Below are 13,274 nucleotides of genomic sequence, written 5' to 3'. Positions count from 1 at the left end.
CCGTTCCGGTTCTCGGAACCCGCCATTCTCGACTCGGCCTAACCTGAATCTCAACACATCCCGACGCGTTATTCACGCAACGTTCTTGCCGCCGAGGCCGGATCTCGCCTGCGTGCCGGGCGCGAAAATCTCCTGGTCTACGAAGGTCAGCGCCCGCGTCGCGCAGCCTTCGCGGATCAGTGGCAGTTCGTTCGGTTCGGTGTCGAAGGAAATCGATTGCGAATGCTGGCCGCCGGCGGTCTGCGCAATCGCCTCGCGCAATGCCGGCTCGATCAGGTCGAAGGCGGCGGCGCTGACACCGACCATGGCGACGGGCGCCGGATCGATCAGCGCGAACAGGCTGCCGAGACCGTAGCCGAGTGCCTCGCCGGCCTTGCGATAGGCCTCGCGCTCGGGTCCATCCCTTTCGCGGGCCGCGCTCGCCAGGGCGCGCATGTCGGCGTCACTGACATCGGCCACCGGTTCCGCGTCCTCGCTCATCTGCCTTGCGTTCCGCCAGATGGCATAGTTGCCGGCATAGGCCTCGACGCAGCCCCGCCGACCACAGCGGCACAGCGCGCCGTGCGGCCGATGGATCATATGGCCGAACTCGCCGCCTGAGGAATGAGTGCCAGTGAACAACTCGCCCTTCAACACCAGGCCCATGCCGATGCCGTGCGACAACAGGATGGCGATGAAGTCGTCGCGGTAGCGATCAGGGTCGCGCCAGCGCAACGCGATCGCCATCATATTGCAGTCGTTCTCCATGGTGGCGGGGATGCCGAACTCGTCCTCGAGTATGTCGGCGAAGGCGATATCGGTGTGCGGCGTGATCGGTGACCACAGCATGGCGCGGGCACGCGTGTCGGTGATGCCCTGGATCGCCAGCGCGATGCGGGCGACACTGCGGACGTCGAGGTCGGGGTCTTCGAGACGACGGCGTACGATGGCAACGCATTCACCGACCAGCGCGTCGCGCGACATGGTCAGCGTGTCCAGCCGGCGCTGTTCCTCGGCGATCACCTGGCCGGCATAGTCGATGACGGCGACCGAGAGGAAGTTCAGCGACAACACCACGGTCATCACCGCCGCCGCTTCCGGATTGAGGCCGAGGCCGACCTGCGGCCGGCCGCGTTTGAGCGAGCCGGCCTCGCTCGGCTTGCTCTCAGTCAGGATGCCTTCGCCGATGAGGTCGGAGGAGATCGCCGATATGGTCGAATGGCTGAGGCCCGTGGTCGCGGCGATCTCGGTGCGGGACGGCTGTCCGGCGCGGCGCACGGCCGCAATCACCATCGCCCGGTTGCGGCGGCGCAGATCGTCGTGGCGGATTCCGACCGACATGCTTTTTCACATCCTCCCGGTCGCTGCAGCCTTTCGTGCCTCCCGAAGGCCATCAGCGAAGCCTGAAAACGCGACGCGCTTCAGGCACTTGTTTCTGCGCGTGTCGTTGCCCCAAAACCACTGCGCACTTTTGGGGCGACATGCGCCAAGCCAAATTCTGGCAGAACCCCACCATCATGTCATTATTTATTCCGGAGCTCGAAAAAAACTTGGAGAGACGTCAAAATCCATCAGAATCGATGTTGACAGCGTTCGGGCGTTGGATCACTATTTTTTCGAGGCTCGAAAAAATAGAGCCTCTGTGCCGGCCTACGGGTCAGTTTGGTCGCGCCATACGCGGCGCAGGGAGGATATTATGAAAAAATTCACAGCCGCCATCCTGGCGGGTGTCGCCATGTCGCTGACGCTGGTGTCGGTCGCGCAGGCGAAGGACAAGGTCATCGGCGTTTCGTGGTCCAACTTCCAGGAAGAGCGCTGGAAGACCGACGAAGCGGCGATGAAGAAGGCCATCGAGGCGGCTGGTGACAAATACATTTCCGCTGATGCGCAGTCCAATCCGGGCAAGCAGCTCACCGACGTCGAGAGCCTGATTTCGCAAGGCGCCAACGCGCTGATCGTCCTGGCGCAGGATGCCTCGGCCATCGGCCCGGCGGTCCAGAAGGCACTGGACGAAGGCATTCCGGTCGTCGGCTATGACCGGCTGATCGAGAACAAGAACGTGTTCTACCTGACCTTCGACAACAAGGAAGTCGGCCGCATGCAGGCCCGCGAAGTGTTCAAGGTCAAGCCGGAAGGCAACTACGTCTTCATCAAGGGCTCGGGCGCCGATCCGAATGCCGATTTCCTGTTCGCCGGCTCCATGGAAGTGCTCAAGGCAGCCATCGATAGCGGCAAGATCAAGAATGTCGGCGAAGCCTATACGGATGGCTGGCTGCCCGCCAATGCCCAGAAGAACATGGAACAGTTCCTCACCGCCAACGACAACAAGGTCGATGCCGTGGTGGCAGCCAATGACGGCACCGCCGGCGGCGTCGTCGCCGCTCTCACGGCGCAAGGGCTGGCAGGATCGGTTCCGGTGTCCGGCCAGGACGGCGACCATGCCGCACTGAACCGCGTTGCACTCGGCACACAGACCGTGTCGGTGTGGAAGGACGCACGCGAACTCGGCAAGAACGCTGCCGAGATCGCCTCGCAGCTGGCCGCTGGCACTGCCCTGGACAAGATCCCGAACGCCGTGAAGTTCACCACGCCCGGCGGCAACGAGACCAACTCGCTGTTCCTGACCCCGATCGCGATCACCAAGGACAATCTCAACGTCGTCATCGACGCCGGCTGGATCAAGAAGGACGAAGTCTGTGCAGGCGTCGCCGCCGGCACCGTCGCGGCCTGCAACTAAAACCGAACGGGATCCCGGTTCGATCTCAGCGCCGCGGCCCCTGGGCCGCGGCGTTTCTCAAGGGGCATTCCGCTTCAAATGATCGCGGAAAGCAAATAGCATCGTGTTTCCGGCATCCGCGCCAGACGGCAAACCGGTGGGAGGACTTCATGACCGACACGGCCTCTAACACGCCTGCCGCGAATGCGCCCGCAGACCGGGCGCGTGCGTCCGAATTGAGCGCCGTCGGACGCTTCCTCAAGGCAACCGAACTCGATACGCGCATGCTTGGCATGGTCGGTGCGTTGCTGGTCATCTGGGTCGGCATTCATATCCTGTCGGGCGGACTTTTTCTGACGCCGCGCAATCTCTGGAACCTGTCGGTGCAGACTTCCTCGGTCGCGATCATGGCGACCGGCATGGTGCTGGTCATCGTCATGCGCAACATCGACCTTTCGGTTGGTTCCGTCGAAGGCGTGATCGGTATGATCATGGGTGTGGCGCAAGCCGAATTCCTCATTCGCGTCATCGGCTTCCAGCTTGGAAATCCCTGGCTCTGGATCATCGCACTGGTCGTCGGCGTGGTGCTCGGTCTTGTGATCGGCGCCTTCCAGGGCTTCATCATCGCCTATCTCGAAGTTCCTGCCTTCATCGTGACGCTGGGCGGTTTGTTGGTCTGGCGCGGCATGGCATGGCTGATCACCAACGGGCGCACGGTCGCGCCACTCGACGCTACATTCCAGCTGATGGGCGGCGGACCGCGAGGCTCGATCGGCGCCACCGCCAGCTGGATCATCGGCATCGTTGCTTGCGTGGCTGTCGCTTTCGCGTTGCTCAACGGCCGGTCGCAGCGCAAACGGTTCAACTTTCCACTGCGCCCCGTGTGGGCGGAAACCTTTCTCGGTGTGGTCAGTTGCGCTGCCATCCTTGGGGCCGTCTGGATCGCCAATTCCTATCCATGGCCAATCGGCATCGTGCGCCAGTATGCACAGCAGAACGGCATCACCATTCCCGAAGGCGGGCTGTTCATCGCCCATGGCATCGCGATACCGGTGCTGATGGCGGTCGCGGTCGGCATCGTCATGACCTTCATCACCAAGCGCACCCGTTTCGGCCGCTATGTCTTTGCCATCGGCGGCAATCCGGAGGCCGCCAATCTCGCCGGCATCAACACGCGCTGGGTGACCATGAAGGTGTTCATGATCATGGGCGTACTGGCCGCGATCAGCGCGGCGATCTCGTCGGCCCGCCTCAACGCGTCGACCAATGCGCTGGGCACGTTGGACGAGCTGCTGGTGATCGCCGCCGCCGTCATCGGCGGCACCTCGCTTGCCGGCGGCTCCGGAACGGTGCTCGGCGCCATGCTCGGCGCGCTGCTGATGCAGTCGCTGCAGTCCGGCATGGTGCTGCTCGGCATCGACTCGCCGCTGCAGAGCATCGTCGTCGGCGCAGTGCTCGTCGTCGCGGTCTGGCTCGATACCGTCTATCGCAAGCGCGTTTAGGGGAGGACAAGGATATGTCAGATAAAACCGCTCCCGCAACCACCGCGCTGATCGACATGAGGAACATCTCGATCGCCTTTGGCGGCATCCGCGCCGTCGACGACGCCTCGATCGATCTGTTCCCCGGTGAGGTCGTGGCGCTGCTCGGCCACAACGGCGCCGGCAAGTCGACGCTGATCAAGATACTGTCCGGCGCCTACAAGCGCGACGCGGGCCATATCTTCGTCAACGGCGAGGAGGCATCGATCTCCAACCCGCGCGACGCCAAGAAATACGGCATCGAGACGATCTACCAGACGCTGGCTTTGGCCGACAATGTCGATGCCGCCGCCAATTTGTTCCTCGGCCGGGAACTGATGACCGCCTGGGGCACACTCGACGACGTTGCCATGGAGGCCGAGGCGCGCAAGGTGATGGGCCGGCTCAATCCCCGCTTCCAGCGCTTCAAGGAGCCGGTGATCAAGCTGTCTGGCGGTCAGCGGCAGTCGGTGGCGATCGCGCGCGCGATCCTGTTCAATGCGCGCATCCTGATCATGGACGAGCCGACGGCGGCACTTGGTCCGCAGGAAACGGCGCAGGTCGGCGAACTGGTCAAGCAGCTCAAGTCCGACGGCATCGGCATCTTCCTGATCAGCCACGACATCCACGACGTGTTCGAGCTTGCAGACCGGGTCTGCGTCATGAAGAACGGCCAGGTTGTCGGCACCGCGCGCACCACCGATGTGACCCAGGACGAAGTGCTCGGCATGATCATTCTGGGCAAATGCCCGCCCGGCGCCATTCCCGGGCCAGGCGCCCTGAAGATCGCCGCCTAGAACTCCAGCGTATCTTCCAAAAAATCTTTCCACGTCTCGATCCGTTTCTTCCCGTCGGATCGTCCTTGGTGTGTCCAAACAGAAGGAGACATGCCATGTCCGACGAGTCCGTCATCTTGATCAATCTGCTTAAGGTCGAACCCGGGAAGCAGGATGCGCTGATCGCGCTCTTGAAGCAGAACACCGACACGGTGATCCGCACGCTCCGCGGCTGGAAGACGACCCGGCTGATCGCTGCAAAAGACGGCGCTGGCGTCGTCATCTACTCCGAGTGGGAGACCCCGGCAGCCGTCGAGGCGATGCGCAGCGATCCGCGCATGAAAGCCTATTTCCCGAAGATCCTGGAGCTGGCGAGCCTGGACTCGATCATGGGCTCGGAGGTGTTGAGCGAAACACACAAGTAAGGTTGGGTCACACAAGCAACAAAGGAGAACCGCAATGTCTCGGATGGTTGTGATTTACCGGACACCGGAGAACGTCGAGGCGTTTGACCGGCATTACTTCGAAATCCACGTGCCTCTCGCCAAGAAGCTTCCGGGCCTCAGGAAGTACGAAGTCAGCAATGGCCCTATCGCAACGCCGGTAGGACCCTCCAACGTTCATCGGATCGGAACGCTGCATTTCGACGACCTTGCGGCGATCGAAAAGGCGTTTGCAAGCGCGGAGGGACAAGCGGCCGGGGCGGATCGCCGCCTTTTTGCGCCTGATGACTCGGGTGTTCAAATGTTCCTTTTCGACAACAGGGAAGTTTGAACCCTCCTCCTTTGTTCGTCTCGGGTAAAATGACGACGAAAGAGCGCGCAGGCGCGGTAGGTCTAGATACATGAACGCGAACGAATTCGAGGATCGTCTGAAAGCGCTGCGGCCACGCCTTCACCGCTACTGCGCGCGCATGACGGGATCGGCGGTCAATGGCGAGGATGTATTGCAGGACACCCTCGTCAAGGCCCTTCACGCGCGAGCCAAGGGCGCCGGAGTGGATAACCTCGAGGGCTGGCTGTTCCGCATCGCCCACAATGCGAGCCTCGATTTCCTGCGCGCCAAATCCCGGAACACGGTCGTCCCGCTTACCGAAGACGTCGAAGCGGCACCCATACCCGAGGCGGACATCGTTGCGGTCAGCTTTCAGACGTTTCTGCGGCTGCCCGAACTTCAGCGCTGCGCGGTGATCCTCAAGGATGTTCTGGGTCATTCGGTCGACGAGATCGCAAGCATCGCAGGGTGCTCTCCGACAGCCGCAAAATCGGCGCTTCAGCGCGGGCGCGCTGCGCTGCGGCTTTTCGCACAGACGCCCGAAGACACAAGGCTGCCGCTGATGTCTGATTCGGACCGGCGCAAGATCGCCGCTTATGTCCATCTGTTCCGGAGCGGCGATTTCGACGCAATCCGCGTCATGCTTGCCGACGACGTGAAGCTCGATCTGGTGAACCGGATCCAACTGGAGGGGCGCGACAAAATCGGCATCTATTTCACGCGCTATGCGCAAGAGACGAAATGGCGGTTCGCCCTCGGCGCTGTCGAAGGAAAGCCGGCTATGCTGGTCTTCGACAGCACCGGCCGGATGGAAAGACCTGCGCATTTTGTCCTGATCGACTGGTCGGAAAGCCGGATCATCGAGATCCGCGATTTCTTGTTCGCTCCCTATGTGCTCGAAGCCACAGATTGGGTGCGGCTGGACTAGCGTCTACAGTACCACTTGGCCGGACGAGCCGTGCCCGGCCGCTGGTTGCCGGTCATGTGATGTGCCAGCTGTCATGATGGCTTGGCGTTGCCATTGTGTTGGCACATCGACTTGCCCATAAAGGTCCGACATTGCCCATGGACCGCATCATCCGTTGAAGAAGCTTTTTCCAATCGTCGCGTTCATCGCCGTTGCGCTGATCAGCATGACGATGGCGGGGTTTGCCTATTTCGCCACGCAGGAAGCTGCCCGTATCAAATTCGAAGCGACGGCCGACGACGCGCTCAACCGGATCGAGAGCCGCATCGACCTGCATCTGTCGCTGCTGCGGTCGACGCAGGCCCTGTTCGATGCCCGCAACGGCGATATCTCGCAGAACGAGTTCAAGGCGTTCTTCAACGCGCTCGATGTCGACAACAATTTCGCCGGCTTGCGCGGTATCGGCTTTCTCAGGCTGGTGAGGACGGGGGACGAGGCGGCGGTCGAACGCGACATGCTGCACGACCTTGGTGTCAGCCATCCGATCTATCCGGACACCACGCAACCCTGGCGCACGCCCATCGTGATGTTCGAGCCACTGGATCCATCCAACCAGGCCGCCATGGGCTACGACATGTTCAGCGAACCGGTGCGGCGCGTGGCCATCGAAAAGGCAATGTCCGACGATGAGCAGCACGCCAGCGCGCTGGTGCAGCTCGGCCAGAGCACGGGTGCCGCGCAGACGTTCCCCGGCTTCCTGGTCTTCGTGCGGCTCAATGTCGAAACGGCTCCCGATGTCATCAATGCGTCCAGGTCCTCCACGGCCGGCTTTCTCTACGCGGCCTTTCGGGCACGGGACCTCTTCCAGATAGCGCTCAGCCGGTCGCCGCTGCTGCCGGTCAACACGGAAATCTATGACGGCGCTGTGAGTGGCGACAATCTCTTGTTCCGGTCGGAGACGCCGCCAGTGTCATCCTTAGGGGACAGGCTGCTGGTCACCCGCAAGATCATGGTGGCCGGCCAGCCGTGGACGGTCCTGTTTCGGCCGACAAGCGCCTTCTCGCAGCCGTCGTCGCGCGCCATTCCGGTGATGCTGGGGCTGTTCGGCTTGCTCCTGGCGGGCGCCATCGCTCTGGTGGCGCGCTATCAGGAGCGGGCCTATGAGGCGGCGTCGCGCCTGCATGAGACGACGGAAAAGAGCCTGCTTGAAAAAGACCTGATGCTGCAGGAGATGAAGCACCGCATCAAGAATTCGATCACCCGAGTGCTGGCGATCGCGCGCCAGACCGCTTCGCGGGCCACTGACGTCAACGAATTTTCCTCGTCCTTCTCGGCCAGGCTGCAGGCGATGGCGGCGTCTCAGGACATGCTGACGCGCTCGCGCTGGCAGAAGGCAGACCTTGGCGATCTCCTGCGCATCGAGCTCGGTCAGGTGTTCGGCAAGGAGCTGCCCGAAGAGCTTCTGACGGGGCCGGAGGTGCTGCTCGACGAAACCACGACGCAGGCGCTCGGCCTGACGTTCCACGAACTGGCGACGAATGCATTGAAATATGGCGAAACCGGCAATTCAGCCAATTCGCTGAAGGGAGATTGGGCGCTTAAGGTCGACTGGTCGCTCGAAGGGCGCGGGCGCGACAGGGTGCTGGTTCTCAACTGGCGCGAAACCGGGCAGAAGAAACTCGAGACGCCGGCCAAGACCGGATTCGGCACCAAGCTGATCGACCTCAACGTCACGCGCGAATTGCGCGGCACGATCAACCGCGATTATCGCGATAACGGGTTGAATGTGGAGATCAGGATTCCGCTGACAGGCTAATGCCGCCTCCAGACGTCAAAAATCCGGAGGCCGGCGGGCCGGTCTCCGGATCGACGTTTCGATTATCGCCGAACTAGTTGCAGCGAGCCGTGTAGATCCGGCCGTGATGATCGCGATACTGGCAATAGCCGTTGCGCAGGTTGCGAACCAACAGGCCGGAACCGGCACCGACTGCCGCACCGATCAGCGCGCCCTTGCCGCCGCCGACCAAGCCGCCGACACCGGCGCCAATCAAGCCGCCGCCAACCACATCCTTCTCGGTGCTGGTGCAGCCGCTGAGGGCAGCCACCGCAATCATGGCAATAATCATCTTCCGCATAGAGTCACTCCTCACTTTGTGTCCACACTTTGGTAAGCTCTGACAGCCATTTAGCATTAAATGGCGGCCTTTGCTGCTGCAATCTATTGTTGGCGAAGATAGTCTTTTTCTGGGCGCGCCGCGTTCGATGCGATCACGACGTTGGAGATTGCCAGGGAAGCGTCGAGCGTGCCGTCAGCGCGCACGTTCCAGACGATCTGGTCATAGTCGTCTTCCAACGCCGGATCGACGGCAAGGCACTTGCCGACGATGTGCTGAGCCTGCCCCTGCACGTCGCCCAGCGCGAATGGCCGTTCGGCGACGCATTGGTCGGCGGTTTCGAAAACGCTCACCGGTACCTGCAATTCATGGCAGTCGGCCATCGTGTTCGAGCAACCGATGACCAGCAACAATGCAGCAATGTGTTCCATGGCGACATGTCCTCTCGCCACAGTAACGGTCCATAGCCGCCAAAGTTCCTCGGCCGCAGGGCGACCAGCGAAATAACGCGGCGCAAAGGGGCAATTCCGGCGCCGACCGCGACAGCAGACGCAGTCGGCGGACGTCCGGAGACCAACTTCAACGCGGCAATGTTCGACGGTCCGGCAGGTTCCAGCGGTACCTGGGAAAAACAGAATCCGCTTTTATGGTGAATAGCCGGTTAAGGATGGATGATCAGACGAGAGGCGCCGCCGCTTACTCGGTCTCGAAATTGCCGTGCGGAACGACAAGGCGGTATTCAAGGCGACCGGGTATCAGCTCCAGCGTCGCCGTTCCGTTCAGAGAGGCGGGCACGACCCGCTCGAGCGCGACACTGCCGAAGCGCTTCTCGCTGTGCTCGACGTCGCTCGCCGGTATCGCTTCGGACCATGTCAGCGACAGCGCCAGGCCGCCTGCAGCAGCATTGAGATCGGCCGTGACGTCAACGAAGCCGTCCGCACGTGAAAGGGCGCCATAGCTGACCGAATTGACGGCGAGTTCATGCATGGCAAGGCCGATGTGCAGCGCGGCGTTGGGATTGAGATAGGGATTTGCGCCGCGGAAGCGCAGGCCGTGCGACGGATTCACCCCGTTGCGACCGACCTGGCCCGACACCAGCTCGCGAAGTGCGGCGCCGCGCCAATTTGAGGAGGTCACCAGATCCTGGGACGAGGCCAGCGACTGCAGCCGGCCGCGAAAGCGCGTCAGGAAATCAGCGATGCCATCGGAATAGCGCCCGGTCTGGGTGGCTATGCTTTGAATGATCGCCAGGAGGTTCTTCGAGCGATGGCTGACTTCGCGCAACAGCGTCGTCAGGGTCTGCTCACGGCGCTTCTGATCGGTCGTTTCGACCATGGTGGTGACGACACCTTGCACCGTTCCACCATCGCCATGGTCGGCGTCGACCCAGACCTGAAACCAGCGAAAGCCGTCCTCGGCGGGGACGCTGATTTCAAGGCGTTGCGGATTGCCGGATGCGATGACGTCGCGCTTTGCCGCGCCGATGCGGTCGATCTGCGCCGCGGGCAGGATGCCGTTGCCGTCCGCGGTGTCGGAAACCCAAGGCGCACGCATATTGCGCGCCCAAACCGTTTTCAGTTCGCGATCCTGATAGAGAACGGAAATGCCGGCATTGTGCAGCGCGTGGAGAAGAGCCCGGCCAAGTTGCATGCCACTTTCGGCGGGATGCAGGGCGATGACTTCATCGCTTGGCACGTCGTCTTTCCTATCTCCGGCCCGGGAACGCATCGCCAATCTGTCCACCCAACTCAGGCTGTCGGCTCACTGCGGAATGGGTTCCAGAGGGCTTCCCGAAAACCCGCCTCCAAAAGCGGTCCGCCGGGCGGTGTCCTGTGAAGGACACCGCCCGGCGGTGGCTGGAAACCGTTTGAGGGGTGCGGCTTCCAGTGTTCGCTCGGATGATCGTTCGGTCCTCACGCCCGTTTGAACAGGCCGGCAAGAAGCGAAATGACCAGGAAAGCGAGAAAGATGAAAAACAATATCTGCGCTATGCCGGCAGACGTGCCGGCGATGCCGCCGAAACCAAGCGCGCCGGCTATGATTGCCACGACGAGAAATACGAGCGCCCAGTAAAGCATGATCCATCTCCTTCGAATGGTGTGATGAAAACGTGGGTAGATGCGGTTTGTTCCACCATTTGCCGAAAAAGACGATGCTTGCCAATCGTTCCAGACAGGGTGGCGCCGGGAATTCGCAGATGACGGGGTCCCGGCATGTCAAAGGCCGTCTGATGCATCGCATCAGACGGCCTTTTGATATCGCGTCGTGCCTGCTGCTGCCCCTACGCGGCGGCTTTCGCCTGGCGATCGAAGAACAGCGCCTGGCTGATCAGAGCCTTGACCATGTCGGGGTTGAACGGCTTGGTGACCAGGAATGCCGGCTCGGGGCGTTCGCCGGTCAAAAGACGCTCGGGGAAGGCGGTGATGAAGATGACCGGCACCGACGTCGACGACAGGATCTCGTTCACGGCCTCGATGCCCGAGCTGCCATCGGCAAGCTGGATGTCGGCAAGCACCATCTTGGGCCGCGTCTTGCCGAACATCGTCACCGCCTCGGCATGCGTGCGCGCCGTTCCGACGACGCGGTGACCGAGGCTCTCGACCATTTCTTCTATGTCCATGGCGATCAGCGGTTCATCCTCGATGATCAGCACGTCCGTTGCCACCTGGCGGGATATTTCGTTGCTTGCCTGGGCAAGCAACTCTGAAAACTCTTGGTCGCCGGCATCGAGGATCTCGGCCGCCTCGTCTTCACTGAAACCTTCGACGGCTACCAACAGGAAGGCCTGGCGGGGACGCGGCGCAATCGCGTTCAGATTGGCGGCGGCGCGCTGTTCCCATGGCGACTGCGCCTGCTCCTGCGGGACGCGGATAGCGACCGACGTGAACAGCTTGGCGAACACCTTGTAAAGCGCGATGCGGTCGCTCGAGGCCTCGGGAAAGATATCGATATCGGCGATGATGGCTTCCAGCATCGCGGCGACCAGCGCGTCGCCACTTTCCTGCGATCCGGAAACGGCCCGCGAGAAGCGGCGCAGGAACGGCAGATGTGGTGCGATGGTGGCTGATAAGCTCATGGTAAGACGTCTCCCTCAGAATGACGTGGATGCATAGAGTGCAGGTCAAGCTGATTGCAAGCCCCGGTCAAACAACGCGGGTCTTGAGAAAAAGTTCCGACCTTGATGGAACTAACGCGCCGGGACGGCGTTTGAAGTTTGGACGGGCAACCAGACGAGGGGGCCGCTTGCGTTGTGTTGAGTAGTGTTATGAGCGGCTTGGGCGCTGGGAATACAAGGGCAAAATGAAGGATATGACGAAAGATATTCTGGCTGGCGTCGCGGGCAGGCGCCGGAACGGGTCCAGTGACGCACTCGGGCCGAATTCCGAAATCGGACGCAAACTCAAACAATATTACGATGAGCTGGTCTCTGACGATGTGCCGGATCGCTTCGCACAGTTGCTCAGTCAACTGGAACAGGCCGAACCCGCACAGAAGAAGGACTGAAGCATGGCAGCGGTCTCCCAAGGCTTCAAGACCGATCTGCTTGGGGCAATCCCAAGCTTGCGCGCCTTTGCCGTGTCGCTCACGCAAAATGCCGACAAGGCGGACGATCTCGTCCAGGAAACACTGGTCAAGGCCTGGGACAAGCATGAGAGCTTCCAGCCCGGCACCAATCTCAAGGCGTGGCTGTTCACCATCCTGCGCAATGAATTCTATTCGCAGATGCGCAAGCGCGGGCGCGAGGTGCAAGACAGCGACGGTATCATGACGGCCAGGCTCGCCGTTCATCCGGCCCAGCATGGCCAGCTCGACCTGAAGGATTTTCGCGGCGCCCTCGAGCAATTGCCGGAAGACCAGCGCGAAGCCATCATCCTCATCGGTGCGTCGGGCTTCTCCTACGAGGAGGCGGCCGAAATCTGCGGTTGCGCGGTCGGGACGATCAAGAGCCGGGTCAGCCGGGCCCGCACGCGATTGCAGGAGATCCTGAAGATCTCCGGCGAAGACGAGTATGGCCCGGATGCGATTTCGACCCAGGTCACGGGCTCGCCGGCCAACTGAGCTGCGATCGCAAGGTGCGATCCGCAGAAGTTGGATCGTGTCTCAGCCGGGAGAACCCCGCCCGCAGGCCGCCGCCACCGCTTGCATCAGGTCCTCACCCGAATAGGGCTTGCCGACCAGCCTGACGCCCGGAAACGATGTCTTGATTTCATCGGGATCCGAATAACCCGAGGCAAACACGAACGGCACGCCTGCCGCGCGTAGGCCCGACGCGAAATCGAGTGTCGAGGCGCCACCCAGCATAAGGTCGACAATGGCGGCGTCGAAGTGCGTGGCGATTTGTCGATCGTCGATCTCGGCCAGATCGCGGGCGATCACCACCTCGCCCGCACCATGATCGCGGCAAAGCTGCTCGACATCCATGGCGATGAGAAACTCATCCTCCAGGACCAGAATCCGCAATCCATCAAGCAAAGGGGACACAGGCAA

The 13,274-nt window shown here is 61.8% G+C and carries 16 protein-coding genes; 9 read left to right on the top strand and 7 right to left on the bottom strand.

What is annotated here, in order from left to right; genetic code table 11:
* Positions 1–72 precede the first annotated feature (72 nt).
* On the bottom strand, positions 73–1,320 hold the full coding sequence (locus AC0ZT5_RS11300; protein WP_488496516.1) for an ROK family protein: 1,248 nt from the start codon (positions 1,318–1,320) through the stop codon (positions 73–75).
* 355 nt (positions 1,321–1,675) lie between these two features.
* Between AC0ZT5_RS11300 and xylF the strand changes: the two genes are divergently transcribed.
* The 7 genes from xylF (at position 1,676) to AC0ZT5_RS11265 (ending at position 8,488) form a co-directional block, all read left to right on the top strand.
* Positions 1,676–2,716, top strand: a complete 1,041-nt coding sequence (xylF, locus tag AC0ZT5_RS11295; RefSeq protein WP_095089315.1) for a D-xylose ABC transporter substrate-binding protein — start codon at positions 1,676–1,678, stop codon at positions 2,714–2,716.
* Between the two features lie 149 nt (positions 2,717–2,865).
* Complete coding sequence (locus AC0ZT5_RS11290) at positions 2,866–4,197, top strand: sugar ABC transporter permease (protein ID WP_477285096.1); 1,332 nt, start codon at positions 2,866–2,868, stop codon at positions 4,195–4,197.
* A 14-nt stretch (positions 4,198–4,211) separates the two neighbouring features.
* Positions 4,212–5,012, top strand: coding sequence for an ATP-binding cassette domain-containing protein (locus tag AC0ZT5_RS11285; protein WP_488496515.1), 801 nt, complete (start codon positions 4,212–4,214; stop codon positions 5,010–5,012).
* A 95-nt stretch (positions 5,013–5,107) separates the two neighbouring features.
* Positions 5,108–5,416, top strand: a complete 309-nt coding sequence (locus tag AC0ZT5_RS11280) for a putative quinol monooxygenase (protein ID WP_477285098.1) — start codon at positions 5,108–5,110, stop codon at positions 5,414–5,416.
* Positions 5,417–5,450: 34 nt separating this feature from the next.
* Positions 5,451–5,765, top strand: a complete 315-nt coding sequence (locus AC0ZT5_RS11275; RefSeq protein WP_488496514.1) for an EthD family reductase — start codon at positions 5,451–5,453, stop codon at positions 5,763–5,765.
* Positions 5,766–5,835: 70 nt separating this feature from the next.
* Entirely contained in the window at positions 5,836–6,693 is an 858-nt protein-coding gene (locus AC0ZT5_RS11270) for a sigma-70 family RNA polymerase sigma factor (RefSeq protein ID WP_488496513.1), read from the top strand.
* Positions 6,694–6,847: 154 nt separating this feature from the next.
* Complete coding sequence (locus tag AC0ZT5_RS11265) at positions 6,848–8,488, top strand: CHASE domain-containing protein (RefSeq protein ID WP_488496512.1); 1,641 nt, start codon at positions 6,848–6,850, stop codon at positions 8,486–8,488.
* Between the two features lie 73 nt (positions 8,489–8,561).
* On the opposite strand, the gene AC0ZT5_RS11260 is transcribed toward AC0ZT5_RS11265, so the two are convergent.
* The 5 genes from AC0ZT5_RS11260 to AC0ZT5_RS11240 form a co-directional block, all read right to left on the bottom strand.
* The gene (locus AC0ZT5_RS11260; protein ID WP_477285106.1) at positions 8,562–8,807 is read right to left on the bottom strand and encodes a YMGG-like glycine zipper-containing protein; all 246 of its coding nucleotides are present in this window, start codon (positions 8,805–8,807) and stop codon (positions 8,562–8,564) included.
* An 83-nt stretch (positions 8,808–8,890) separates the two neighbouring features.
* Entirely contained in the window at positions 8,891–9,199 is a 309-nt protein-coding gene (locus AC0ZT5_RS11255) for a hypothetical protein (protein ID WP_477285108.1), read from the bottom strand.
* Between the two features lie 283 nt (positions 9,200–9,482).
* Positions 9,483–10,514, bottom strand: coding sequence for a sensor histidine kinase (locus AC0ZT5_RS11250; protein ID WP_488496511.1), 1,032 nt, complete (start codon positions 10,512–10,514; stop codon positions 9,483–9,485).
* 185 nt (positions 10,515–10,699) lie between these two features.
* The gene (locus tag AC0ZT5_RS11245; RefSeq protein WP_027031438.1) at positions 10,700–10,864 is read right to left on the bottom strand and encodes a DUF1328 domain-containing protein; all 165 of its coding nucleotides are present in this window, start codon (positions 10,862–10,864) and stop codon (positions 10,700–10,702) included.
* A 203-nt stretch (positions 10,865–11,067) separates the two neighbouring features.
* Positions 11,068–11,862, bottom strand: coding sequence for a response regulator (locus AC0ZT5_RS11240; RefSeq protein ID WP_457154515.1), 795 nt, complete (start codon positions 11,860–11,862; stop codon positions 11,068–11,070).
* Between the two features lie 224 nt (positions 11,863–12,086).
* On the opposite strand from AC0ZT5_RS11240, the gene AC0ZT5_RS11235 reads away from it, so the two are divergent.
* Together AC0ZT5_RS11235 and AC0ZT5_RS11230 are read left to right on the top strand one after the other, a co-directional pair.
* Complete coding sequence (locus AC0ZT5_RS11235) at positions 12,087–12,290, top strand: NepR family anti-sigma factor (protein ID WP_095089301.1); 204 nt, start codon at positions 12,087–12,089, stop codon at positions 12,288–12,290.
* A 3-nt stretch (positions 12,291–12,293) separates the two neighbouring features.
* Positions 12,294–12,845 carry a sigma-70 family RNA polymerase sigma factor gene (locus tag AC0ZT5_RS11230; protein ID WP_095089299.1) on the top strand — a complete coding sequence of 184 codons (552 nt, stop codon included), beginning with the start codon at positions 12,294–12,296 and terminating at the stop codon, positions 12,843–12,845.
* Positions 12,846–12,887: 42 nt separating this feature from the next.
* On the opposite strand, the gene AC0ZT5_RS11225 is transcribed toward AC0ZT5_RS11230, so the two are convergent.
* Complete coding sequence (locus AC0ZT5_RS11225; protein WP_167392256.1) at positions 12,888–13,208, bottom strand: response regulator; 321 nt, start codon at positions 13,206–13,208, stop codon at positions 12,888–12,890.
* Between the last annotated feature and the right edge of the window lie 66 nt (positions 13,209–13,274).

Source organism: Mesorhizobium sp. CNPSo 4670, assembly GCF_057784235.1.
This window is presented reverse-complemented; position numbering and strand designations above follow the sequence as displayed.